At 61.1% G+C, this 24,675-nt stretch carries 25 protein-coding genes; 16 read left to right on the top strand and 9 right to left on the bottom strand.

Annotated elements, in window-relative coordinates:
* Positions 1–11 precede the first annotated feature (11 nt).
* The 5 genes from KSS97_RS27915 to gcvH all read left to right on the top strand — a co-directional run bounded on the left by KSS97_RS27915 (position 12) and on the right by gcvH (position 6,012).
* A complete protein-coding gene (locus tag KSS97_RS27915; RefSeq protein ID WP_217862115.1) occupies positions 12–1,229 on the top strand; it encodes a 2-octaprenyl-3-methyl-6-methoxy-1,4-benzoquinol hydroxylase in 1,218 nt (405 codons plus the stop codon).
* 222 nt (positions 1,230–1,451) lie between these two features.
* Positions 1,452–2,456: an extracellular solute-binding protein gene (locus KSS97_RS27910; protein WP_198797507.1), complete on the top strand. Its 1,005-nt coding sequence runs from the start codon at positions 1,452–1,454 to the stop codon at positions 2,454–2,456.
* Between the two features lie 233 nt (positions 2,457–2,689).
* Positions 2,690–4,306, top strand: a complete 1,617-nt coding sequence (locus KSS97_RS27905; protein ID WP_217860594.1) for an ABC transporter permease — start codon at positions 2,690–2,692, stop codon at positions 4,304–4,306.
* Positions 4,307–4,493: 187 nt separating this feature from the next.
* Entirely contained in the window at positions 4,494–5,576 is a 1,083-nt protein-coding gene (gcvT, locus tag KSS97_RS27900) for a glycine cleavage system aminomethyltransferase GcvT (protein WP_217860593.1), read from the top strand.
* 52 nt (positions 5,577–5,628) lie between these two features.
* Positions 5,629–6,012 (top strand): glycine cleavage system protein GcvH, encoded by a 384-nt coding sequence (gcvH, locus tag KSS97_RS27895; protein ID WP_030138117.1) that lies wholly within the window; start codon positions 5,629–5,631, stop codon positions 6,010–6,012.
* Positions 6,013–6,132: 120 nt separating this feature from the next.
* Here the strand turns inward: gcvH and KSS97_RS27890 are convergent, their stop codons facing one another.
* The 5 genes from KSS97_RS27890 to KSS97_RS27870 all read right to left on the bottom strand — a co-directional run bounded on the left by KSS97_RS27890 (position 6,133) and on the right by KSS97_RS27870 (position 10,298).
* A complete protein-coding gene (locus KSS97_RS27890; protein ID WP_172680574.1) occupies positions 6,133–6,453 on the bottom strand; it encodes a DUF2388 domain-containing protein in 321 nt (106 codons plus the stop codon).
* 65 nt (positions 6,454–6,518) lie between these two features.
* Positions 6,519–6,968, bottom strand: a complete 450-nt coding sequence (locus tag KSS97_RS27885) for an NfeD family protein (protein ID WP_030138116.1) — start codon at positions 6,966–6,968, stop codon at positions 6,519–6,521.
* Positions 6,969–6,977: 9 nt separating this feature from the next.
* Entirely contained in the window at positions 6,978–7,898 is a 921-nt protein-coding gene (locus KSS97_RS27880; RefSeq protein WP_030138115.1) for an SPFH domain-containing protein, read from the bottom strand.
* Positions 7,899–8,024: 126 nt separating this feature from the next.
* Entirely contained in the window at positions 8,025–9,809 is a 1,785-nt protein-coding gene (gene tfpB / locus KSS97_RS27875) for a type IV pilus assembly ATPase TfpB (protein ID WP_030138114.1), read from the bottom strand.
* 150 nt (positions 9,810–9,959) lie between these two features.
* Complete coding sequence (locus KSS97_RS27870) at positions 9,960–10,298, bottom strand: ACT-like domain-containing protein (RefSeq protein WP_217860592.1); 339 nt, start codon at positions 10,296–10,298, stop codon at positions 9,960–9,962.
* Positions 10,299–10,424: 126 nt separating this feature from the next.
* On the opposite strand from KSS97_RS27870, the gene KSS97_RS27865 reads away from it, so the two are divergent.
* Positions 10,425–10,895 carry an Lrp/AsnC family transcriptional regulator gene (locus KSS97_RS27865; RefSeq protein WP_198797502.1) on the top strand — a complete coding sequence of 157 codons (471 nt, stop codon included), beginning with the start codon at positions 10,425–10,427 and terminating at the stop codon, positions 10,893–10,895.
* Positions 10,896–11,025: 130 nt separating this feature from the next.
* On the opposite strand, the gene KSS97_RS27860 is transcribed toward KSS97_RS27865, so the two are convergent.
* Positions 11,026–12,393: a CYTH domain-containing protein gene (locus KSS97_RS27860; RefSeq protein ID WP_217860591.1), complete on the bottom strand. Its 1,368-nt coding sequence runs from the start codon at positions 12,391–12,393 to the stop codon at positions 11,026–11,028.
* A 147-nt stretch (positions 12,394–12,540) separates the two neighbouring features.
* On the opposite strand from KSS97_RS27860, the gene argE reads away from it, so the two are divergent.
* The 3 genes from argE to KSS97_RS27845 all read left to right on the top strand — a co-directional run bounded on the left by argE (position 12,541) and on the right by KSS97_RS27845 (position 16,928).
* Positions 12,541–13,698 (top strand): acetylornithine deacetylase, encoded by a 1,158-nt coding sequence (argE, locus tag KSS97_RS27855; RefSeq protein ID WP_217860590.1) that lies wholly within the window; start codon positions 12,541–12,543, stop codon positions 13,696–13,698.
* Positions 13,699–13,834: 136 nt separating this feature from the next.
* Positions 13,835–15,133: an amino-acid N-acetyltransferase gene (gene argA, locus KSS97_RS27850; protein WP_198797500.1), complete on the top strand. Its 1,299-nt coding sequence runs from the start codon at positions 13,835–13,837 to the stop codon at positions 15,131–15,133.
* Between the two features lie 472 nt (positions 15,134–15,605).
* Positions 15,606–16,928: an OprD family porin gene (locus KSS97_RS27845; protein WP_217860589.1), complete on the top strand. Its 1,323-nt coding sequence runs from the start codon at positions 15,606–15,608 to the stop codon at positions 16,926–16,928.
* Between the two features lie 83 nt (positions 16,929–17,011).
* Here the strand turns inward: KSS97_RS27845 and hepT are convergent, their stop codons facing one another.
* A complete protein-coding gene (gene hepT / locus KSS97_RS27840; RefSeq protein ID WP_030138107.1) occupies positions 17,012–17,440 on the bottom strand; it encodes a type VII toxin-antitoxin system HepT family RNase toxin in 429 nt (142 codons plus the stop codon).
* Positions 17,430–17,825, bottom strand: coding sequence for a type VII toxin-antitoxin system MntA family adenylyltransferase antitoxin (gene mntA, locus KSS97_RS27835; RefSeq protein WP_030138106.1), 396 nt, complete (start codon positions 17,823–17,825; stop codon positions 17,430–17,432). Before mntA ends, hepT begins: the two co-directional genes overlap by 11 nt.
* Before the next feature lie 335 nt (positions 17,826–18,160).
* On the opposite strand from mntA, the gene KSS97_RS27830 reads away from it, so the two are divergent.
* The 7 genes from KSS97_RS27830 to KSS97_RS27800 all read left to right on the top strand — a co-directional run bounded on the left by KSS97_RS27830 (position 18,161) and on the right by KSS97_RS27800 (position 23,839).
* On the top strand, positions 18,161–18,799 hold the full coding sequence (locus KSS97_RS27830) for a peroxiredoxin (protein ID WP_003206652.1): 639 nt from the start codon (positions 18,161–18,163) through the stop codon (positions 18,797–18,799).
* Between the two features lie 301 nt (positions 18,800–19,100).
* On the top strand, positions 19,101–19,694 hold the full coding sequence (gene ssuE / locus KSS97_RS27825; protein ID WP_198797497.1) for an NADPH-dependent FMN reductase: 594 nt from the start codon (positions 19,101–19,103) through the stop codon (positions 19,692–19,694).
* A 91-nt stretch (positions 19,695–19,785) separates the two neighbouring features.
* Positions 19,786–20,751, top strand: coding sequence for a sulfonate ABC transporter substrate-binding protein (locus KSS97_RS27820; RefSeq protein WP_217860588.1), 966 nt, complete (start codon positions 19,786–19,788; stop codon positions 20,749–20,751).
* Between the two features lie 24 nt (positions 20,752–20,775).
* Positions 20,776–21,924, top strand: coding sequence for an FMNH2-dependent alkanesulfonate monooxygenase (gene ssuD / locus KSS97_RS27815; RefSeq protein WP_217860587.1), 1,149 nt, complete (start codon positions 20,776–20,778; stop codon positions 21,922–21,924).
* A 7-nt stretch (positions 21,925–21,931) separates the two neighbouring features.
* Complete coding sequence (ssuC, locus tag KSS97_RS27810; RefSeq protein ID WP_030138102.1) at positions 21,932–22,714, top strand: aliphatic sulfonate ABC transporter permease SsuC; 783 nt, start codon at positions 21,932–21,934, stop codon at positions 22,712–22,714.
* A complete protein-coding gene (ssuB, locus tag KSS97_RS27805; RefSeq protein ID WP_030138101.1) occupies positions 22,711–23,517 on the top strand; it encodes an aliphatic sulfonates ABC transporter ATP-binding protein in 807 nt (268 codons plus the stop codon). The genes ssuC and ssuB overlap by 4 nt, the downstream gene beginning before the upstream one ends.
* Before the next feature lie 106 nt (positions 23,518–23,623).
* Positions 23,624–23,839: a TOBE domain-containing protein gene (locus KSS97_RS27800; RefSeq protein WP_003177394.1), complete on the top strand. Its 216-nt coding sequence runs from the start codon at positions 23,624–23,626 to the stop codon at positions 23,837–23,839.
* A gap of 154 nt (positions 23,840–23,993) precedes the next feature.
* On the opposite strand, the gene KSS97_RS27795 is transcribed toward KSS97_RS27800, so the two are convergent.
* The gene (locus tag KSS97_RS27795; RefSeq protein WP_217860586.1) at positions 23,994–24,629 is read right to left on the bottom strand and encodes a TetR/AcrR family transcriptional regulator; all 636 of its coding nucleotides are present in this window, start codon (positions 24,627–24,629) and stop codon (positions 23,994–23,996) included.
* Positions 24,630–24,675 lie beyond the last annotated feature (46 nt).

Below are 24,675 nucleotides of genomic sequence, written 5' to 3'. Positions count from 1 at the left end.
AAAGCATGGAATTGCGTGCAGATCTGCTGATTGTCGGCGCCGGTATGGTCGGCAGCGCCCTGGCGCTGGCGTTGCAGGGCAGTGGCCTGCAAGTGCTGTTGCTCGACGGCAGCCCGATGAGCGTCAAGCCCTTTGATCCACAGGCGGCGTTCGAGCCGAGGGTCAGCGCCTTGTCGGCGGCCAGCCAGCGGATTCTCGAACGCCTTGGCGTCTGGGACGGCATCACCGGACGGCGCGCCAGCCTGTATACCGACATGCACGTCTGGGATGGCAGCGGCACCGGGCAGATTCATTTTTCTGCCGCCAGCCTGCATGCCGAAGTGCTGGGGCATATCGTCGAGAACCGCGTCGTTCAGGATGCCTTGCTGGACAGGTTGCATGACTGCGACCTGGGCTTGCTGGCCAGTGCGCGCCTGGAGCAGATGCGCCGCTCCGGTGATGACTGGCTGTTGACCCTCGCTGACGGCCGAACCTTGCGGGCACCGCTGGTGATTGCCGCCGACGGCGCGAATTCTGCCGTGCGCCGTTTGACCGGTGTCGCTACGCGCGAATGGGATTATCTGCACCACGCCATCGTGACCAGCGTGCGCACCGCCAAGCCCCATCGATTGACGGCCTGGCAACGTTTTACCGACAACGGCCCGCTGGCTTTCCTGCCGCTTGCGCGCGACGGCCAGCAGGACTGGTGTTCCATCGTCTGGTCCACGACCCCCGGCGAGGCGCAGCGCTTGATGGCGCTCGATGACGCAGCGTTCCGCGACGAACTGGAACGTGCTTTCGAAGGTCAGCTCGGCACGGTTCTCGCTGTCGACCCGCGCCTGTGCGTGCCGCTGCGCCAACGCCACGCCAAACGCTACGTGGCCGAAGGGCTCGCACTGATTGGCGACGCGGCCCATACGATCCATCCGTTGGCCGGGCAGGGGGTGAACCTCGGCTTCCTCGACGCCGCCGTGCTGGCTGAAGTGCTGTTGCAAGCGGCCGGACGCGGCGAGCGCTTGGCGGACGTGAAGGTATTGAGCCGCTACGAGCGGCGACGCATGCCTCACAACCTGGCGTTGATGGCGGCGATGGAGGGGTTCGAACGGTTGTTCCAGGCCGATCCGCTGCCGGTTCGCTGGTTGCGTAACACCGGGCTGAAACTGGTGGATCGCCTGCCTGAGGCCAAGGCGCTGTTCGTGCGCGAGGCGCTCGGGTTGATTGGGGATTTGCCGGATTTGGCCAAGGCCTGAGAGGTGGGTTGGGCTCATGGCCTCATCGCGAGCAGGCTCGCTCCCACAGGGTTATGTGAAAGCAGGTCAATGTGGGAGCGAGCCTGCTCGCGATGAGGCCGGAACAGCCACCTCGACCCCACCGCTGCAACATTTGGAAACGTGTCTGCCCACTGTCCGATTGTGGTGCTAAATGTGAGTCCTTATCATTTGCGCTCCGTTCACAATCGAGAGACCGCTACCATGTTGGCCACAAAACGCCTGCTGTCCGCCCTCGCCTTGGCCCTGATTGGCACTTCCGCTGCCCAGGCCGCCGATGAGGTGGTGGTCTACTCCTCGCGCATCGATGAATTGATCAAACCGGTTTTCGATGCGTACACCAAGAAGACCGGCGTAGCGGTAAAGTTCATTACCGACAAGGAAGCGCCCCTGATGCAGCGGATCAAGGCCGAAGGTGCGAACGCCACCGCCGACCTGCTGCTCACCGTGGACGCCGGCAACCTTTGGCAAGCCGAGCAGATGGGGATCCTCCAGCCCTTCACCTCGCCGGTCATCGACGCCAACATCCCGCCTCAATATCGTGCGTCCTCCCACGCCTGGACCGGCTTGAGCCTGCGGGCGCGGACCATCGTCTATTCCACTGACCGGGTCAAACCGGGCGAATTGACCACCTATGAAGCCTTGGCTGGCAAAGAGTGGGAAGGCCGCTTGTGCCTGCGGACGTCGAAGAAGGTCTACAACCAGTCCCTGACTGCGACCCTGATCGAAACCCACGGGGCGGAAAAAACCGAGGAAATCCTCAAGGGTTGGGTCAAGAACCTGTCTACCGACGTGTTCTCCGACGACACTGCGCTGCTTGAAGCGATCAATGCCGGCCAGTGTGATGTCGGTATCGTCAACACCTACTACTATGGCCGCCTGCACCAGCAGAAGCCGGACTTGAAGGTCAAGCTGTTCTGGCCGAACCAGGCCGATCGGGGCGTGCACATCAACCTTTCGGGCATTGGCTTGACCAAGCATGCGCCGCACCCGGAGGCCGCGAAGAAGCTGGTGGAATGGATGACCACGCCTGAAGCGCAAAACATCTTTGCCGACGTGAACCAGGAATTCCCGGCGAACCCGAAAGTGGAGCCTTCCAAGGAAGTTGCCGCCTGGGGCAAGTTCAAGGCCGATACGTTGCCGGTGGAAGTCGCGGGTAAGCGCCAGGCCGAAGCCATCCGCATGATGGACCGCGCTGGCTGGAATTGAGCGAGGGGGGGCTTGCCCCCACCGGGCCTGTAGGAGCTGGCAGGGACTGGTAGGAGCTGGTAGGAGCTGTCGAGTGGAACGAGGCTGCGATTTTTTCCCCAGCCCCTTGAGTTTCAAGCGAAAGATCAATAGATCAAAAGATCGTCCGAACGCGGCCCGAGCCTTCGCCAGCTCCTACGAAGCCCAGCGGGAGCAAGCTCCCTTGCCACGTGACCATTTAACGAGAGTTTTCCTTGGCCCACCCCGCCCAACGCCGCTGGTATCCCCTGGTCTTCGCCGTCACTGCGTTGGTCCTGCTGCCCTTGAGTGTGCTGCTGCTGTCCTGGCAAAGCATCGATCAGCAGATCTGGTCCCATCTGTGGGAAACCCAGATGCCGCGCCTGTTGGGTAATACCTTGACGCTGATCCTTGGCGTGGGCATCGGCGTGACGCTGTTGGGCGTCAGCCTGGCCTGGCTCACCAGTCTTTGCGAGTTTCCCGGCCGACGCTGGCTCGACTGGGCGTTGATGCTGCCGTTCGCGATTCCTGCCTATGTCCTGGCATTTGTATTCGTTGGCCTGCTGGATTTTGCCGGCCCCGTACAGACGCTGCTGCGTGAATGGTTCGGCAGCGGCCTGCGCCTGCCCCGGGTGCGTTCCACTGGCGGGGTGATCCTGGTTCTGGTCCTGGTGTTCTACCCCTATGTCTATCTGCTCGCCCGAAGTGCTTTCCTGGCCCAGGGCAAAGGACTGATGGAAGCGGCCCGGGCGCTGGGGCAGTCGCCATGGCAAGCGTTCTGGCGTGTGGCGTTGCCGATGGCGCGGCCGGCAATCGGCGCGGGCGTAGCGCTGGCCTTGATGGAGACCCTGGCGGACTTCGGCGCGGTGTCGGTGTTCAATTTCGACACGTTCACCACGGCGATCTACAAGACCTGGTACGGCTTTTTCAGCCTCTCCAGTGCGGCCCAACTGGCAAGTCTCCTGCTGTTGGCGGTGGTGGTGGTGCTCTACGGTGAGCGCCGAGCCCGGGGTGCCCAGCGAGCCGGCAACGAGCGACCTCGGGTCAAGGCGCTTTACCCTCTGCAAGGGCTCAAGGCGCTGGCCGCCAGCGGTTGGTGTTTCCTGGTGTTTGCCTGCGCTTTTGTCATTCCGGTGCTGCAACTGGTGGTGTGGTTCTGGCAGCGCGGTCGTTTTGACCTGGACGAGCGTTATGCCGGGCTGATCGTCCATACCCTTTATCTGGGCGGCTTGGCTGCGCTGGTTACCGTATGCGTCGCCTTGCTGCTGGCCTTTGCCCGGCGACTGGCGCCGACCCGCGCCATCCGCGCCGGTGTCGGCCTGGCGAACCTGGGCTATGCGTTGCCGGGCTCGGTGCTGGCGGTCTCGATCATGCTTGCGTTCAGCTATCTGGACCGTGAGTGGGTCGTTCCGCTGTCGAGCCTGTTTGGCGGTGCGGGCAAACCGCTGCTGCTGGGCAGTCTTTCGGCTCTGGTGTTGGCGTACCTGGTGCGTTTCCTGGCGGTGGCCTACGGTCCATTGGAAAGCAGCCTGGCGCGCATTCGTCCGTCCTTGCCCGAGGCCGCCCGAAGCCTCGGCGTCAGTGGACCGCGATTGTTTTTCAAGGTGTATCTGCCATTGCTGTTGCCGGGCACCCTGAGTGCGGCGCTGCTGGTATTCGTCGATGTGCTCAAGGAAATGCCCGCGACCTTGCTGATGCGCCCGTTCGGTTGGGACACCCTGGCGGTGCGGATCTTTGAAATGACCAGTGAGGGAGAATGGGCCAGGGCAGCGTTGCCGGCGTTGACGCTGGTGCTGGTGGGGCTGTTACCGGTCATCGGATTGATACGACGTTCGGCCCATCGAAACCCCTAGCAGGCGATCTCAATTATTGAGCGTCCTCCTAGGTGCCAGTCCTACATCATGCGGATACAATGCGCGGCATTCGGTGCGGTCCGTCTGTCGGACCGGGTAGCTGGGAGCGTCAGAAAACTCTTCTTTTCAGATGCTCGTGCTGTGCAGTGCCCGTCCGCACCTTCGCCAAGCCCGGAAGGAGAAACCCATGGGACAGCGTACGCCTCTGTATGACCTTCATCTCGCCCTCGGCGCGAAGATGGTCGATTTTGGCGGTTGGGATATGCCTTTGCACTACGGCTCGCAAGTCGAAGAGCACCATCAGGTGCGTCGCGATTGCGGTGTGTTCGATGTATCCCACATGACCGTGATCGACGTTGCCGGTCCCCAGGCCAAAGTCTGGTTGCAGCGCTTGCTGGCCAACGATGTCGATCGCTTGCAGGACGCGGGCCGTGCGCTGTACAGCGCCATGCTCAATGAGCATGGCGGCATTGTCGACGACATGATCATCTACCGGGTCGAGGACGGCTATCGGTTGGTGTTCAACGCTTCGACCCGCGATCAGGACCTGGCCTGGATGCAGGCGCAGCTCGGCGATTACGACGTGCAATTGCATGAGCGTCCCGAACTGGCGATGCTGGCGATCCAGGGGCCTCACGCCCGGCACAAGATCGCTGAACTGGTCACGCAATCTCGCGGCCAATTGCTTCAGCAACTCAAGCCTTTCGAAGGTCGCGCCGACGGTGATTGGTTCATCGCTCGTACCGGCTATACCGGAGAAGACGGTCTTGAAATCGTTCTTCCGGCCCATGAAGCCCCAAGCTTTTTCAACGACCTGGTGGGCGCCGGTATTTCACCCATTGGCCTCGGCGCCCGCGACACCCTGCGCCTGGAAGCTGGCATGAACCTCTATGGCCAGGACATCCACCAGGATGTTTCGCCCTTGGCTTCGAACATGGCCTGGAGCATCGCCTGGGAGCCGGCCAGTCGCCAATTCATCGGCCGCGAAGCGCTGGAAGCCGAACTCGCTGCGGGCGTGCAGCACAAATTGGTGGGGTTGGTGCTTGAAGAACGGGGAGTCTTGCGCGCCCATCAAGTGGTTCGAATCGCAGATGTTGGCGAAGGGGAGATCACCAGTGGTAGTTTTTCTCCTACGCTTAGCAAGTCAATTGCCTTGGCTCGTGTCCCAATGGCCACCGCCGACCGTGCCGAGGTGGAAATTCGTGGCAAGTGGTACCCGGTACGGGTGGTCAAGCCGACCTTCGTCCGCCATGGCAAAACCCTGATCTAACCTTTTTACGGCGGGCCGCCGGCCGCTGACACTTCTCTTGAGGACACAGAATATGAGTGATATCCCTGCCGAACTGCGTTTCGCCGAAAGCCATGAGTGGGCGCGCCTGGAAGCCGACGGTACTGTCACCGTGGGCATCAGCGATCACGCGCAGGAAGCCTTGGGCGATGTGGTGTTTGTCGAGCTGACTGAGGTCGGTAAGGTTTTTGCTGCGGGCGATCAAGCCGGTGTGGTGGAGTCGGTCAAGGCCGCTTCCGATATCTATTCCCCAGTTTCGGGTGAAGTGATTGCAATCAACGAAGAGTTGAGCGGTTCGCCAGAGCTGCTGAACTCCGACCCGTACGGGGCATGGATCTTCAAGCTCAAGCCAAGCGACAAGGCCGAGCTGGACAAGCTGCTCGACGCTGCCGGCTACAAAGCTGCAATCGGCGAATAACCCGGATCTAATGCGGGAGCGAGCAAGCCCGCTCCCGCACTGGGTACTGCGGGCAGCCTGATAATATTTTCGGGCAAAAAAATGCCGCTCAATCGAGCGGCATTTTTTATGGGCCGGGAATCAATCCTGGGCGACGGCGTTCTTCGCCAGGATCGCGTTGGCCAGTTCCATGTCGGTGGCCTGCAGGCCTGGGTTGTCGGCACGGACTTTCTGCATCGCGGCTTCCAGGTAAGGGCCACGGATGCTGCCGTCACTGGCGACAAAGCTGCCGGCGTCGTCCTGGGCGGCGACGATCAGCTTGTGATCCTTGAAGGTCAGGTAGGTGGAACCGGTGGTCGCACCGGACGAGATGACGTTACGCCAAAACGTGTCGGCCATTGCCGAGCCCACAGGAAGAGAAAGCAAGGCTAGGGTCGCGACAGCAAGTTTGAGACGCATGATAGGTGACTCCACTGGGTTAACTATGACGTTGGATTGTCGAGGTCTCGATTCAGTTCCATGACGCGTCACTCCGCTCGTTCAACCGTCAACACCGTCCCCTCCTGCGTCACCACCCTGACCCGGGCGCCAACAGGCGAATCGGGTCCCTTCGCCAACCACACGCCATCGGCCACCTTGATCTTGCCCCGTCCATCGACGATTGCCTCGTGGACCTGGAAGACCTTGCCGATCAGTTCCTGACCGCGCAGGTTCAGGTGTGGCTGATCGCTCTGGCGCACCGCGCTGCGCTGGCGTCGCCACCAATACAGGGCTGTTGCGATGGCGAACAGGCCGAACAGCAGGAACTGCATCTCCCAAGCCATTTGCGGCAGGATAAAGGTCAGCACACCGACCGCAGCGGCGGCCATGCCGATCCAGAGCAGATATCCGCCGGCGCCGAATACCTCCAGGATCAGCAGGATGACGCCAAGCGCCAGCCAGTCCCAATACGACATCTGTTGCAGGAAACCCCACATACGCGCGCCTCAGGCTTTCTTGCTGTCGAAGGTGGCCTTGACGATCTCACCGATACCGCCGACGGCGCCAATGACCTGGCTGGCTTCCAGCGGCATCAGGATCACCTTGCTGTTGTTGGCCGAGGCAAGACGGCCGAGGGCATCGATGTATTTTTGCGCAACGAAGTAGTTCACGGCCTGGACGTTACCGGCGGCGATCGCCTGGGACACCACCTGGGTAGCCAAGGCTTCGGCTTGCGCCTGGCGTTCGCGGGCTTCCGACTCCAGGAACGCGGCCTGCCGACTGCCTTCGGCCTCGAGGATCTGCGCCTGTTTCTTGCCTTCGGCGGTAAGAATGGCCGACGCTCGCAGGCCTTCCGCTTCGAGGATCTGGGCACGCTTGATCCGTTCGGCTTTCATCTGCCCGGACATGGCGGCCATCAGGTCGGCTGGCGGGCTGATGTCCTTGATCTCGATCCGGGTGATCTTGATGCCCCACGGCGCCGTGGCCTCATCCACGGTGCGCAATAGTTTTTCATTGATGCCGTCGCGCTGGCTGAGCATGGCATCCAGTTCCATGGACCCCAGCACCGTGCGGATGTTGGTCTGCAACAGGTTGCGGATGGCGTGTTCGAGGTTGTTGACCTCGTAGGCGGCCTGGGCTGTGTTGACGACCTGGAAGAAACACACGGCGTCGATCTGTACCGTGGCGTTGTCGGCGGTAATCACTTCCTGGGGAGGAATATCCAGCACGCTTTCCATGACGTTGATCTTGCGCCCAATGCGATCCATTACCGGAATGATGATGTTCAGGCCGGGCTTGAGCGTATTGGTGTAACGGCCAAAGCGCTCGACGGTCCACTGGTAGCCCTGGGGCACGACCTTGAACCCCATGAACAGGATGGCGACCACGAGGCCGATGAACAGTAAAAGTACGCTACCGATCTGCATGACGGTTCCCTGTGCGAATTGAAATGGACCTGCGAACCCTGAGTGTAGGGCACGCGGCCATTATCTTCGCTACGGTCCGTTCCGGTTTGTTTGTGGGATATTTCTGCCTCTTGAGCAGGATGGTGCCTACTTCTGCTCGCTCTGTGGCGTTACCCGCAATACTTCCTCGACGGTGGTCAAGCCCGCCGCAACCTTTTGCGCGCCCGAGAGCCGCAGGCTGCGCATGCCTTCCTTGAACGCCTGGCGGCGTACGGCCAGCAAATCGGTGTCGGGGTGGATCAAGCCTTTGACGCTGTCGCTCAATTGCATGATTTCGTAGACCCCGGCACGCCCGCGATAGCCGGTGTCACGGCACTCCGAGCAACCGACCGCCCGTTGGGCATTGGTGGGCAAGGGTGCCTGCCAGGGACGCGTCAGGGTTTGCCAGTCGTCTTCGTCCAGGGTCAACGGTGCCTTGCAATGCGGGCACAGCGTACGTACCAGGCGCTGGGCCATGACCCCGAGGACCGTGGCCTTGATCAGGTAATGCGGCACGCCAAGCTCCAGCAGGCGGCTGATGGCGCTCGGCGCGTCGTTGGTGTGCAGGGTCGAGAGCACAAGGTGTCCGGTGAGCGCTGCCTGGATCGCCATCTCGGCGGTTTCCAGGTCGCGGATCTCGCCGATCATGATGATGTCCGGGTCCTGTCGCATCAGCGCGCGGACGCCGGCGGCAAACGACAGCTCGATATTGTGCTGGACCTGCATCTGGTTGAAGGACGACTCGACCATTTCAATCGGATCTTCGATGGTGCAGAGGTTCACTTCCGGTGTCGCCAGCTTCTTGAGCGTGGTGTAGAGGGTCGTGGTCTTGCCGGACCCGGTGGGCCCCGTAACCAGGATGATGCCGTTGGGCTGGCGCGTCATGTCCTGCCAGCGGCGCAGGTCGTCGGCGGAAAAACCGAGCTGGTCGAAATCCTTGAGCAGCACTTCCGGGTCGAAGATCCGCATGACCATTTTTTCGCCGAATGCCGTGGGCAAGGTCGACAGTCGCAACTCCACTTCGCCGCCGTCCGGGGTCTTGGTCTTGACGCGTCCGTCCTGGGGCTTGCGCTTTTCCGCGACGTTCATCCGCCCCAGGCTCTTGAGGCGACTGATGATCGCCATCGTCACCTGCGGCGGGAACTGGTAGACGGTGTGCAGCACGCCGTCGATGCGAAAACGCACGGTGCCCTGCTCGCGGCGGGGTTCGATGTGGATATCGCTGGCGCGCTGCTGGAAGGCGTACTGGAACAGCCAGTCGACGATATTGACGATATGGGCGTCGTTGGCGTCCGGCTCCTGGTCGCTGGCGCCGAGATTGAGCAGTTGTTCGAAGTTGCTCAGGTTGCTCGGTTGCTGCTCGACCGTGGTGGCACCGCTGACCGACTTGGCCAGGCGGTAGAATTCCACGCTGAGGCGCTGGATATCCACCGGGTTGGCGACCACCCGCTTGACCGGCAACTTGAGCACGTGGGTCAGGTCCGCTTCCCAACTGCTGACGTAAGGCTGGGCGCTGGCAACGGTGACCGCGTCGCGATCGACCGCCACGGCGAGGATCTTGTGGCGCTGCGCAAAGGCGTAGGACATCAGGGGCGTAACGGCTGCCACGTTGATCTTCAACGGGTCGATGCGCATGTAGGGCTGGTCGGCCTGCTCGGCCAGCCACAGCGTCAGGTTTTCCAGGTCCAGGCGCTTGCCGGGACGGCTCAGGTCGTCCAGGTGCTGGTTGGCAATGAATTCAAGTGGATGCAACTGGCTGTTGGCAGTGTGACGCCGACGCGCATTGAGTGCGGTTTCCGCTGAATCCTGGCTGATGATGCCTTGGGCGACCAATTGGCGCAGCAGATCGTTAAGGTCCAGCCAGCGGTCCTGAGTGGCGTGTTTGGTGGACATGAGCGTTCGAATTCCTATTGGACAATTGCAGCAAAGCCGCGATACAGACACCTCGATGTCTTGGCCTGGTCTGCAAAAGAATAGTCGCGACGTTATGTACCGTTGGGCCACTACCCGACCAATGAGTTTCGAATTCTTGCCGCAGCGATCTCAACTCGCTGCCTGAACCGATCCAGCCCGTGCAATATCAATGTCTTGCATGTCCACCGAACTCACGCTGATCAAGTTACGTAATTTTTCCGCAATCACCTGGGCACGGTGCCAGCTCAGCCCGTCCACGAGGATCTCCATGGACAGTTGATCATGGTGGCACTCCATATGGATTTTCTCCGGCGTCAGGCCCTGCAACGCGAACAGGTTGAGCACCCGGCAAGGCAGATCCGGCTCGGCCTCGCCCAACAATTGATACTCGACGCGACGATGGGGATTGGCGGAGTGCCAGACGTCGGCGCGCAGTGGAGGCGTGGCAGTGGAATCGAATGAGGGCATGGAACATCTCCTGGATATGCGGAGAAATATTTACATGCGTCCTGAGGTATTTCTTATCTAAGATATGCCTTTATGCTGTTCTAGCGAATTAATCCAATCGATATCTGGTTTGTTAAAGGTTTATTTATGCACAGCGAGCTGGACAGCTACGACCGCAGGATACTCGCACTGCTACAAGAGGACGCTTCGCTGTCCAGCGCGCAGATTGCCGAGCAGGTGGGTTTGTCCCAATCGCCGTGCTGGCGACGGATCCAGCGGATGAAGGAGGAGGGGATCATTCGCGGGCAGGTGACGTTGCTGGATCGCAAGAAAATCGGCCTGAACACGCAGATATTCGCCGAAGTGAAACTCAACGCCCACGGTCGTTCGAACTTCACTGAGTTCACCGAGGCGATCCGCGGCTTTCCCGAAGTCCTGGAGTGCTATGTGCTGATGGGGTCAGTGGATTTCCTGCTGCGTATCGTCACGGCGGACATCGAGGCGTATGAGCGGTTCTTCTTCGAGAAGCTGTCGATGGTGCCGGGGATCCAGGAAGTGAACTCGATCGTGGCGCTGTCGGAGATCAAGTCGACGACGAGTTTGCCGGTGGTGCGCTGAGCTTGTTTTTGCGATGTTTGGGCTGACCTCATCGCGAGCAAGCTCGCTCCCACAGTTGATCTTCAGCGGCCACAAGATCTGTGTGCAACGCTGGACCCCTGTGGGAGCGAGCTTGCTCGCGATGGCGATCTTACAGGCGCAACAAAGTCTTCCACGCCCGATTCTGATACACCGCGATCGCCTGTTGCTTGCGCGCATCCAGAAGCTCGTCGGTGATCGGCTCGTTGGCCAGTTGCGCCAGCTTGTTCAATTCACCGTAGAGGCGGTCCATTTCCGGAATATCGAGGACGTGGCGGGCATGGTGCAGCCAGGCCTGGATCCGTTCGATGCGCGGCAATTGCTCGGCCAGGTCTTCCGGCTGTTGCTGGTAGCGTTGCAGTTGCAAAGACGAAGCTTCTTCGCTCAACAGGCGCGGCAACCAACTGCCCAGTTGCGCCGCGCCTTGGCGGTTGCCGCGGGTGTTGCGGTCGGCGGTCCAGCTACGGGCCAGCAACCAGCGTGAGGCTTCGAGGGAGAACAGGCCCCAGCGCGGGTCCTGCAGCTCTTCGAGGAATTGCTCCGGGGCTGCCTTGCGCACGTCTTCGTCTTCGATGCCGGCCTGGACCAATGGGCGCCAGTCTTCCAGCAGTGCGTCCAGGGCAACGCGCAGATCATGAGTCGATTGACGCGGCGCGGCCTGGCCGAGGCTGCTAAGCAGCGCACGCAGTTCGGCGAGGTTTTCCACCCAGTCTTGCAGCAGGCGCCAATGGCCATTGAAACGGTATTGTTCGGCCAGGCGCTGGCTGCTGCCCAGCAAATGCCAGCTCAAGGCGGCGAAGGCATCGTCCAGCGGTGTTTCGACGGTCAGTTGCGGGGCCGGCAGGCTCAGGGCATAGCTGCCCGCGTCATGCAGGCGATAGCCCCGTTCGGCCTTGCTGATGTCGCAGGGCATCAAGGGCAGGGTCACGGCCAGCTCGGCGGCCAGTTCCAATAGCGCGGCGGGTTCGCCTTCGCGCAGCTCCAGCTCCAGCTCGCAGATTTCTTCCTTCTGCTTGCCCACCACGACGTGGCCCAGGTCGAGCGCGGCCTCGATGACCACTTTGCTCTTGCCACGGCCCCAGGCGATTTCGGCGCGCTCGCGAACGAAGTCGGTGGTGAAGATCGCCTTGAGGGTTTTCTTGTCCAGTTCGGCCAGTGTCTCGGGCCAGCATTCGCCCTCGAGTTTCTTCAGGTCCAGCTTGGCCTTGGGCAGGTGCCAGTCGTACTCGTTGCGCTCGGACAGGCCGGCGACGCTCTGGCCACGGGTCTTGAGGGTCTGGATCACTTCTTCACCGTCGCGGCGCAGGCGCAGGGCAACCTTGGCCCGGGCGAGGTCACGCTCCGGCGTGTCGAAGTACTGGTTCATCAGTTCGTGGCGTTCCCAGCCACTCTTGTTGCGTTTTTTCAGCAGCGGATGCTCACGCAAGGCTGCCAGGGTCTCGCGGCTGACGCGGAGTTTGATTTCGGTTTCTTTCTGCATGGCCGGAAAATCCAGGGATCGGGTGTGCAGCCGGGGGGAGGTGTGGCTGCCAAGGTCGTGCAGTGTACAGGACTGACTCGCCCTAGGTTTATTCCTGGGGCCAGATGGTTCTATGATGAACGCCAATCTGTAAGCCCGGAGCCAGCGATGCCTTTGCCGTCCATGAAAGATCAGTTCGCTGCCCTGATCGCCGCGCCTTCGGTCAGTTGTACCCAGCCTAAGCTGGACCAATCCAACGGTGCGGTGATCGAGTTGCTGGCGGGCTGGCTTGCCGAGCTCGGGTTTTCCTGTGACATCCAGCAGGTGAGCCCGGGCAAATTCAATTTGCTCGCCAGTTTTGGCACAGGCCCCGGCGGGCTGGTGCTGGCCGGTCACAGCGACACGGTGCCGTTCGACGGCGCGTTATGGCAGACCGATCCGCTGAAGCTCACCGAAGTCGACGGTCGTTGGGTAGGCCTGGGCAGTTGTGACATGAAGGGCTTTTTCGCCCTGGCCATCGAAGCGGTCAAGCCGCTGCTGGACCAACCCTTCAAGCAGCCGCTGTTGATCCTCGCCACCTGCGATGAAGAAAGCTCCATGTCTGGCGCCCGGGCCCTGGCCGACGCCGGACGGCCGTTGGGGCGTGCCGCGGTGATTGGCGAGCCCACCGGCTTGCGGCCGATCCGCCTGCATAAAGGCGTGATGATGGAACGCATCGACATCCTCGGGCGCAGTGGCCACTCTTCCGATCCGAGCCTGGGCCGCAGCGCCCTCGAAGCGATGCATGACGCCATGGGCGAGCTGCGCGGCCTGCGCCTGCAATGGCAGCGTGAATTCCGCAACCCGCAATTCACCGTGCCGCAACCGACCCTGAATTTCGGCTGCATCCACGGCGGCGACAACCCCAACCGGATCTGCGGCCAGTGCTCCATGGAATTCGACTTGCGGCCCTTGCCCGGCATGGATCCGCAAGTGCTGCGGGCGGCGATCCAGCAGAAGCTCGACCCGATTGCCGAACGACACCACGTGAAGATCGACTACGCGCCGCTGTTCCCCGAAGTGCCGCCATTCGAGCAGGTCGAGGATGCCGAACTGGTGCGCGTGGCCGAACGGCTTACCGGCCATCGTGCCGAAGCAGTGGCGTTCGGCACCGAAGCGCCTTATCTTCAGCGCCTTGGCTGCGAAACCCTGGTGCTCGGCCCTGGCGACATCGCCTGTGCCCACCAGCCGGGCGAATACCTTGAAATGTCACGTTTGCAGCCTACCGTGCAATTGCTCCGTCAGTTGATTGGGCACTACTGCTTGACGCCGGCCACGGCCGGTTAAATTGCCCTCTTGCGGGCCCGTATTCATCACATGAGGAGAGCGCGCGTGTCGCCAAGCCTGTTCCGACGATAACCACCAGCCCGCTGTGCGTTCTGTTTCGTCTTTTTTCGGCTGTTATTTATTACAGGTCAGGTTCATGCCCGAATACGTCAATTGGCTTCGCCACGCTTCGCCCTATATCAATGCCCACCGTGATTGCACCTTCGTCGTCATGCTGCCCGGAGACGGGGTTGAACACCCCAACTTCGGTAATATCGTTCATGACCTGGTGTTGCTGCACAGTCTCGGCGTGCGCCTGGTGCTGGTCCATGGTTCGCGCCCGCAGATCGAGACTCGCCTCGCGGCTCGTGGCCTGACGCCTCATTACCACCACGGCATGCGCATCACCGATGCCGCGACCCTGGAGTGCGTGATCGACGCGGTCGGCCAACTGCGCATCGCCATCGAGGCGCGCCTGTCCATGGACATGGCGTCTTCGCCCATGCAGGGCTCGCGGCTGCGGGTCGCCAGTGGCAACCTGGTCACTGCGCGGCCGATCGGCGTCCTTGAGGGCGTGGACTATCACCACACCGGCGAAGTGCGCCGGGTCGATCGCAAGGGCATCAACCGGCTCCTGGACGAGCGTTCCATCGTGCTGCTGTCGCCGCTGGGCTATTCGCCCACGGGGGAAATCTTCAATCTGGCCTGCGAGGATGTCGCGACCCGGGCGGCCATTGACCTGGCGGCTGACAAGTTGCTGCTTTTCGGCGCCGAACAGGGGCTGATCGATGAGCATGGACGCCTGGTTCGCGAGTTGCGTCCGCAACAGGTTCCGGCCCACATGCAGCGATTGGGCAGCGACTACCAGGCCGAACTGCTCGACGCCGCGGCCCAGGCTTGCCGCGGTGGCGTCGCGCGCAGCCATATCGTCAGCTATGCCGAGAACGGTGCGCTGTTGGCCGAGTTGTTCACCCGCGATGGCAGCGGCACGCTGGTGGCCCAGGAGCAATTCGAGGTGGTGCGCGAAGCGGCCATCGAGGACGTTGGCGGCTTGCTGGACCTCATCAGCCCGCTGGAGGAGCAGGGGATCCTGGTGCGTCGTTCCCGTGAAGTGCTGGAGCGTGAGATCGAACAGTTCAGCGTGGTCGAGCGCGAGGGCATGATCATTGCCTGCGCCGCGCTGTATCAGATTGCCGATTCGGACGCGGGTGAGCTGGCCTGCCTGGCGGTCAATCCGGAGTATCGCCATGGCGGGCGCGGTGATGAACTGCTGGAGCGAATCGAAACCCGTGCCCGTGCCCAGGGGCTCAAGACGCTGTTCGTGCTGACGACCCGGACCGCCCACTGGTTCCGCGAACGGGGCTTCGAGCCCAGCAGCGTCGAACGCCTGCCGGCGGCGCGGGCTTCGCTGTACAACTACCAGCGCAATTCGAAGATATTCGAAAAATCCCTGTAGACGGCTCTCGGAAATCTCCCATCGCCGCGACTTTCTTGATTTCAGACAATGAGCAGCTAGTCTGGAACGCGTCAAGATCGCGGCATGCGCGAGTTGTCATGAGCAGGATCGAAGGCGCAGGAGGCGCGGAATATATCTCGTCGCCAGGAATTCGCGGGGTTGCGTAAAACCCGGACGAATAACCGTTCAGTTATCCCCTACGTCGCCGATAAGGCTTGTCACAGCTTGATGACGCTGTGATGGCACTCATATGTCAAAACGCACTGAAAACTGTTGAAACAATTCTTTTTGGATTTATAAAGAATCCTTTATTCTGCGGGCCGATGTCGCGGGGTTAGACCATGGTCGTAGTCCGAAAGGGTTACGGTTGACTTGCCAGTCACGGTCTGGCGCTAATCGCGCATCCGCGGATTCCGGGCGTTCGATCCGGAGCCAAAGATAGACAAGAATTAGAAAACGAGAGGAGCGATGCATGAAGAAGTCCACCTTGGCCATGGCAGTGGCCCTTGGGGTAATGGCGCAGCAGGCAGGCGCCGCTGGTTTCATTGAAGACAGCAAGGCGTCTGTCAGTTCTCGTACGTTGTATTTCAACAACGACAACCATGAAACGGGCAGCGAAGACCTGCGCGAAACCGGCACCGGCCTGAAGTTCGACTACAAGTCTGGCTTCACGCAAGGTGTTGTTGGTTTCGGTATCGACGCTCAGGCACTGGTTGGTATCCGTCTCGATGGCGGCAGAGGCCGTAACGCTGGTTCCTACATGCCAGCCGATACTGATGGTTCGGCGGTCCATGACTGGAGCCGTTTGTCCGGTAACGTAAAGGCGCTTTTCTCCAAGACCGAAGCTCACCTCGGTGGAGCCCTGGCACCTAACCTGCCGATTCTGGTAGCCAACGACAGCCGTCTGCTGCCGCAAACCTTTGAAGGTGGCACCATCACCTCCAAGGAAATCGACAACGTCACGTTCAACGCCGGTCAGTTGGAACATGCCACAGGCCGTGCTTCGAGCAACAGCACCGGCCTGGCAGTGGCGGGCGGTACCCAGGACAGCAACCAGTTCCGTTACGCGGGCGCTGACTGGAAAGTCACCAAGGACCTGACGCTGCAGTACTACTACGCCAACCTGCAGGATTACTACAAGCAGCACTTCCTGGGCGCGGTACACGTTTTCCCGATCAGCGAAGGTCAATCCTTCAAGACCGACCTGCGCTACTTCGACAGCAGCTCCGATGGCCGTAACGGTGATTCCACGCATTTCTTCACCAATAACAATGGTTATGCGAAGAACCCGGGCGAAGTGGATAACAAGACTTGGAGCGCGATGTTCACCTATACCCTGGGTGGCAGTGCATTCCTGTTGGGTCACCAGCAAGTCGGCGATGACGGTGGTTTCGTTTATCTGAACCAGGCCAACGTAGTTGATGGCAACGGTAATAACGAAGGTGCTGGTGGCGCAAGCTTCTACCTGTTCACCGACAGCATGATCAACGGGTTTGTCCGTGCCGGTGAAAACACCACCTTCGGTCAATACTCCTACGACTTCGCTTCCCTGGGCGTGCCAGGCCTGAAAGCCTCGGTTGCCTACCTGCGCGGTGACGACGTTAAGTCCCGCACCGCAGGTGGAAGCGATTACTCCGAGTGGGAACGCGACATGCGTGTGGATTACGTGATCCAAACGGGCGCGTTGAAAGGCTTCGGCACGACCCTGCGTCAGGGTACCTACCGTAGCAGCGGCGTGGGCGACAGCCAGGATCAGACCCGCCTGATCTTCAACTACACTTACAACTTCATGTAAGACGTAGCGAAGTAAAAAAGCCCCGCCCGGCATCACGCCGGGCGGGGCTTTTGCGTTTCGGGTATGTCGGATGGATCTCGCCTTTATCCCTTTGGCTCCGCTGCGTCCTTGCGCAGGATAAACGCACTGAACGCCAGAAAATCATCCAGATGCCCGGTAATGATCGCGACCATGATCGGCAGTTGAAGGGCCTGGTAGTCATGCACCGCGATGTTCCTGAACCCCACCATGTTCTTCAGGTTTTTCACCAGGCCTTCTTCGATCCAGCCGCCTTGAAAAAGCAACTCGAATGTATCGCGGGCACTTTGCGGGACACCCAATCGCTCACGGCGAATCAGATGCTGCCCCATATCCAGCGCCGCTTCGCAGGCACGCTGGATGTTCAGGACGGCCGAATCCTGGCGAGTGAAATCGGTGGCAAACGTGGCAGGATCTTTCCCGTATTCCTCGCGCACCCTGGCTACGCAACGCTCGATACTCGCTGCCTTGTTGATCAATACGTCATCGGCCATACACGCTGCCTTGTTCCTGAATATCTTTGAGCAATCCTGCTCGAGTCTCATCGAGCGCGGTCTTTTCGCTGAGAATGAAACATTCGAACAACCCCGCCTGTACATCTTTGGCCCAGAGTCTTCGGCCTCGGGTCACGATCTGGTACTGCATGACGGTGGTTGCCGCCCGTAGATCTATCAGATCCACCGGACTGCCCACAATGTCCGCCAAATCGCCTGAAAGTTGCCACAACGACACCGGGTCCACCGTGCCTGACAACAGCACAGCCAAATCGACATCACTGTCAGGCCCGGCGGTCCCCTGGGCGTGGCTTCCGAACAGGTAAACCGCCAACAGGTCAGGCAGATGATTTTGCAAGTGAGTCAACAAGGCTTGAGCGTTCATGCTGCCTATCCTAGCCGCTCGTCTCAAAATCGCGTCAATAATTTCCGTAATGTAGCTCCAAAACAAAAAAAGCCCCGCCCGGCATCACGCCGGGCGGGGCTTTTGCGTTTCGGGTCCGGCCCACCCCTGTAGCCTTTCCCGAACCTTCTCCTCTTTTCAGCAACTCGAGGCCTTCTCGAAACCTCGGGAATGATCTTGGGCCGCTACGCGTCAAGGCACCAGTGAACAGTTTTTTATATTTCCTAATGATCTAAATAAATGGGTATTCATTCTTTTTAAAGCAACGAAAAGCGGCGCACAGTTTGGGCTCATAAAAACCATCCAGGAGCCGCATCATGAGCCTCAGACTCGGCGATATCGCCCCCGATTTCGAACAGGATTCCAGCGCCGGCAAGATTCGCTTCCACGAATGGCTCGGCGACAGCTGGGGCGTGCTGTTCTCCCATCCGGCGGATTTCACCCCGGTGTGCACCACCGAGCTGGGCCTCACCGCCAAGCTCAAGGATGAATTCGCCAAGCGCGGCGTCAAGGCCATCGCCCTGTCGGTGGACCCGGTGGACTCGCACCATAAATGGATCGAAGACATCAACGAAACCCAGAACGCCGTGGTCAATTTTCCGATCCTGGCCGATGCCGACCGCAAGGTGTCCGACCTGTACGACCTGATCCATCCCAACGCCAGCGACACCTTGACCGTGCGCTCATTGTTCGTGATCGACCCGAACAAGAAGATTCGCCTGACCATCACCTACCCGGCCAGCACCGGGCGCAACTTCAACGAAATCCTCCGAGTGATCGACTCCCTGCAACTGACCGACAACTACAAAGTCGCCACGCCCGCCAACTGGCAGGACGGTGATGAAGTGGTGATCGTGCCGTCGCTCAAGGACGAAGAAGAGCTCAAGCAGCGCTTCCCCAAGGGCTATCGCGCGGTGAAGCCATACCTGCGCCTCACGCCCCAACCTAATCGTTGACGCAATACCGAACCTGTGGGAGCGAGCTTGCTCGCGATAGCGGTGTATCACTCAACATCAAGGCTGGCAGATCTGACGCCATCGCGAGCAAGCTCGCTCCCACAGGAACATCTGTGTACCAAGGGTTTTGGCCGTTTCGACGGCCTTTTTTATTGCGCAGAGAAAAGCAGGGCGCATATCTCTGTATCGAATAACTAAATGAATAAATATGATTTAAAGATATATATGCGCGCTGTTATGGTTGGCTCCATACCGCGAGATCGCCCACCGCGAATCGCACGTGACATTAAGGATGGTTGGCATGTTGGTTGTCTCGCTCGGCGGCAGTCCCAGCCAGCGCTCCCGTTCTGGAGTGCTGTTGGAGCGCTCGCAACGTTGGTTGCAGCAACACGGTGTGGAAGTGGTGAGTTATCAGGTGCGTGATTTCCCCGCCGAGGATCTGCTCCATGCCCGCTTCGACAGTCCCAAGGTGGTGGACTTGCTGGCCCAGATCGAAAACGCGGACGGGCTGCTGATCGCCACGCCGGTCTACAAGGCGTCTTTTTCCGGTGCGTTGAAGACCGTGCTTGATCTGCTGCCGGAGCGGGCCCTGGCCCACAAGGTGGTGTTGCCCATGGCGACAGGCGGCAGCATCGCCCACATGTTGGCGGTGGACTACGCCCTGAAGCCGGTGCTGTCGGCGCTCAAGGCCCAGGAAATGCTCCATGGGATTTTCGCCGAAGACAGCCAGATCGCTTATGGCGAAGGCAGTGCCCAGGCGCAATTGACGCCGGCCTTGCAGCAGCGCCTGGACGAAGCGCTTGAACAGTTTCACAGCGCCATGGCCCGTCGGCCGAGGCCGCTGGACCCCGATGTATTGAACGAACGTTTGTTGAGTGCTCGCTGGAGCATCTGAACCCCAAACACCACTGATTCAACTCACCTTACTCAGCCGTCAACGGCCAAGCAGGTGCAGCCAAAACCCCACAGCAAAAAGGAGAGGCGCCATGCGCACTGTCATTTTGCGTCGCGGGCTGGTCGCTCTGTTTGCTGCGGCTGTGTCCTTCGGCGCCATCACCCAGGCTCAAGCCGAGACCTTGCGGATCGGTTACCAGAAATACGGCACCCTGGTGCTGCTCAAGGCCAAGGGTTCATTGGAAAAACGCCTCGCGGCCCAAGGCGTGGACGTGCAATGGACGGAGTTTCCCGGCGGCCCGCAGCTGCTTGAAGGCTTGAACGTCGGCTCCATCGATTTTGGCGTCACTGGCGAAACCCCGCCGGTGTTTGCCCAGGCCGCAGGCGCCGACCTGCTCTATGTCGCCTACGAACCTCCGGCGCCCACCAGCGAGGCGATCCTCGTGCCGAAAGGCTCGGCCATCCAGTCGGTGCAGGACCTCAAGGGTAAGAAAGTCGCGCTGAACAAAGGCTCCAACGTCCACTATCTGCTGGTGCGGGCGCTGGAAGACGCCGGTCTCAAATATTCAGACATCCAGACGGTTTTCCTGCCTCCGGCCGATGCCCGTGCAGCGTTCGAACGGGGCAGTGTGGACGCCTGGGTCATCTGGGATCCGTACCAGGCCGCGGCTGAACAGCAGTTGCAGGCACGCACCCTGCGTGACGGCAAGGGCATCGTCGATAACCATCAGTTCTACCTCGCGACCAAACCCTATGCGCAGAAAAATCCCCAGGTGATCACGGCCCTGGTGGAGGAAGTGCGGGCGGTGGGGGAGTGGTCCAAGGCCAATCCTGAAGACGTGACCCAGCAGGTCTCGCCGCTGCTCGGGCTGCCAGCGGATATCACCCTGACGTCGGTGAAGCGCCAGGGCTACGGCGCGTTGTTCCTCACGCCGGAAGTCGTCGCGGCCCAGCAGAAAATCGCCGACAGCTTCTACCAACTCAAGTTGATTCCCAAGCCCTTGAGCATCAAGGACGTGATCTGGACGCCGCCGGCGGCCGTTGCGAACGCGCAGTAATTCGATCCCTTAGGAGACCACTCCATGAGCCTCAACATTTTCTGGTTCCTGCCTACCCACGGCGACGGCCATTACCTTGGCACCGCCGAAGGCGCTCGCGCCGTCGATCATGGTTACTTGCAACAAATCGCCCAAGCGGCGGATCGGCTGGGTTTTGGCGGCGTCTTGATTCCCACCGGGCGTTCCTGCGAAGACTCCTGGCTGGTAGCCGCTTCGCTGATTCCGGTGACCCAACGCCTGAAGTTCCTGGTTGCCCTGCGCCCCGGGATCATCTCCCCGACGGTGGCGGCGCGTCAGGCGGCGACGCTGGATCGGTTGTCCGGTGGGCGCGCGCTGTTCAACCTGGTGACCGGCGGTGATCCGGACGAACTGGCCGGCGATGGGCTGTTTCTTGATCACGAAGAGCGTTACCAGGCGTCGGTGGAGTTCACCCGGATCTGGCGTCGGGTGCTGGAAGGCGAGACCGTGGATTACGACGGTGAGCACATCAGTGTGAAGGGCGCCAAGCTGCTCTATCCGCCCATCCAGCAACCGCGCCCGCCGCTGTATTTTGGTGGCTCGTCGGAAGCGGCACAGGACCTGGCCGCCGAGCAGGTGGAAATGGTGCTGACCTGGGGCGAGCCGCCTGCAGCCGTCGCGCAGAAAATCGAACAGGTGTGCGCCAAGGCCGCGAAGCTTGGGCGCACCGTGCGCTTCGGTATTCGCCTGCATGTGATTGTGCGGGAAACCAACGCCGAGGCCTGGCAAGCGGCCGACCGTTTGATTTCCCATCTGGACGACGAAACCATCGCCCGTGCCCAGGCCTCCCTGGCGCGCTTCGACTCGGTGGGCCAGCAACGCATGGCCGCGCTGCACGGCGGTCGCCGCGACAAGTTGGAAGTCAGCCCCAACCTGTGGGCCGGGGTCGGCCTGGTGCGTGGTGGTGCCGGTACGGCGCTGGTGGGCGATGGCCCGACCGTGGCCGCGCGGGTCAAGGAATACGCCGACCTGGGCATCGACACGTTCATCTTCTCGGGTTATCCACACTTGGAAGAGTCCTATCGGGTGGCCGAGCTGTTGTTCCCGCACTTGGATGTGGAGCGCCCGGAGCTGCCGAAAAGCCAGGGCTACGTGAGCCCGTTCGGTGAGATGGTCGCCAACGACATCCTGCCCAAAGCCGCGTCCCAGAGCTGAGGCGGCCATGAAAAAAGTTATCCACAACCTGGCGCCGTGGGCGGTGCCGCTGCTGTTGCTGGCGGTGTGGCAATTGTCGGTATCGGCCGGCTGGCTGTCCACGCGGATCCTGCCGGCACCGGTCGCGGTGATTGAGGCCGGTGTGAACCTGGTGCGCAGCGGCGAGATCTGGACACACTTGGCCATCAGCGGCTGGCGCGCGGCGGTCGGCTTCTTGATTGGCGGCGGCCTCGGCCTCGGCCTTGGCTTTATCACCGGCCTGTCGAAGTGGGGCGAGCGGTTGTTGGACAGCTCGGTGCAGATGGTGCGAAACGTGCCGCACCTGGCGCTGATTCCGTTGGTGATCCTTTGGTTCGGCATCGACGAGTCGGCGAAGATTTTCCTGGTGGCGCTGGGCACGCTGTTCCCCATCTATCTCAATACCTATCACGGCATTCGCAACGTCGACCCGGCGCTGGTGGAAATGTCCCGCAGCTACGGCTTGTCCGGTTTCAGCCTGTTTCGCCAGGTGATCCTGCCGGGTGCCTTGCCTTCGATCCTGGTGGGCGTGCGGTTTGCCCTGGGTTTCATGTGGCTGACGCTGATCGTGGCGGAAACCATCTCGGCCAGTTCCGGCATCGGCTACCTGGCGATGAATGCCCGTGAGTTCCTGCAGACCGATGTGGTGGTGCTGGCGATTCTTCTGTACGCCGTGCTCGGTAAGCTGGCCGACCTCGCCGCCCGCGGCCTGGAACGGGTCTGGTTGCGCTGGCATCCGGCCTATCAAGTGAACAAGGGAGGTGCCGCATGACCGCCCAGCAACCTCCACGCCTGCTGCGGGGCATTCCGCTGGCGGTGCGCAATCTGCAAAAGACATTCGGCTCGCGACAGGTGTTGCGTGACATCGACCTGCATATCCCGGCTGGGCAGTTCGTCGCGGTAGTGGGACGCAGTGGCTGCGGTAAAAGCACCTTGCTGCGCTTGTTGGCCGGCCTCGACCAACCCACGGACGGCCAACTGCTGGCGGGTTCGGCACCGTTGAGTGCGGCGCAACAGGACACGCGGTTGATGTTCCAGGACGCGCGTTTATTGCCTTGGAAGAAGATCATCGACAACGTCGGTCTTGGCCTCAAGGGCAACTGGCGACCACAAGCCTTGCAGGCGCTCGATGCCGTGGGCCTGGCGGATCGCGCCCATGAATGGCCGGCGGCGTTGTCCGGCGGCCAGAAGCAGCGGGTGGCGCTGGCTCGGGCGCTGATCCACCAGCCGCGCCTGCTGCTGCTCGACGAACCCTTGGGAGCGCTGGACGCCCTGACCCGGATCGAGATGCAGCAACTGATCGAGCGCCTGTGGCAGCAACACGGCTTCACCGTGCTGCTGGTGACCCACGACGTCAGCGAGGCGGTGGCGATTGCCGACCGGGTCATCCTGATCGAGGACGGCCAGGTCGGCCTCGACCTGGCCATCGACCTGCCACGCCCCCGTGCTCGCGGCTCGCATCGCCTGGCGAGCCTGGAAACCGAAGTCCTCAACCGCGTGCTGTCCTTGCCCGGCCAACCGCCGGAACCCGAACCCGTTTCACCCTTGCCCACGCAGTTGCGTTGGGCGCAATGAAGCAGCTTCAAGCGGCAAGCTACAAGCTGCAAGAAGAAGCGCGGTGCTTTTACTTGCAGCTTGTAGCTCGAAGCTTGCAGCTCATTTCGACCCCAGGAGAAATCGTATGACCATCAAAGCCATCAACGTACGCAACCAGTTCAAAGGCACCATCAAGGAAATCGTCGAAGGCGACGTGCTCTCGGAAATCGACGTGCAGACGGCTTCTGGCATCGTCACTTCGGTCATCACCACCCGCTCGGTCAAGGAGCTGGAACTGGCGATCGGCAGCGAAGTGATTGCCTTCGTCAAATCCACCGAGGTGTCGATCGCCAAGTTGTGAGCGGTAGCGCAATGCAAAGCCCCGGATGGCGAGAGCCCTTCGGGGCTTTTGGGTTTTAGGGCTGCGCACGCATGCACTTTGTTGAGGTGAGGAGGGGGCTGCTGCGCAGCCCAGCGGGAGCAAGCTCCCTCGCCACGATGAGGTCGCTTCTGGATCAGGATGCTTCGCGCTTGGGCAGATACGGCGGCAGGTATAGCCCCAGGTACGCATCGAACACCCGCATGCCTTCTTCGGCCATGCGCGGGGTGATCTCGCCGTGTTGTTGGACCGAGCGGGCATAGACGCGGTCGCCCAGTTCCATGGCCAGGGCGAACACATCGACGTCGGTGGGCAGCGCCGGCAGTTGGAAATGACGGGCGAAGACGGTGTGCATCAGCTCGCTCAGCTCCAGATCATGCTGGCGGTCGGCCTGGGTGACTTCGGTCAGGCCGTGCTGGGCCAGGATCAATTGCCGGGCGGCGGCGTCTTCGCTGTAGATCACAAGCATGCGTTGCTCCACCAGTCGCGACAGGTCGTGCCAGTGGTTCAGCGCGCCATGGTCGATCGGTGCTTGCAGGCAGGCGCGAAAGGCCGCATGGACGTCAGCGGTCAGGGCTTCGAGCAAGGCCGGGACGCTGGCGAAGAAGTGATAGACGGAAGAGGGCGGGATCCCGGCGCGTTCGGCGACGCTGTAGATCGACAGGCTGGCCACGCCTTCGGCGGCAAGCAGCGTACGGGCGGCATCAAGAATGGTGTCGATCCGGGCCTGGCTGCGTGCGCGGGGTTTGCGAGGGGTGGCGATGCGCGTCATGGACGTCTCCTGCGGGACTGGCGGGCATTGTACGCAGAGCGGGCGG

It is taken from the genome of Pseudomonas alvandae (assembly GCF_019141525.1).
In the GTDB taxonomy this organism is placed as follows: Bacteria; Pseudomonadota; Gammaproteobacteria; order Pseudomonadales; family Pseudomonadaceae; genus Aquipseudomonas; species Aquipseudomonas alvandae.
This window is presented reverse-complemented; position numbering and strand designations above follow the sequence as displayed.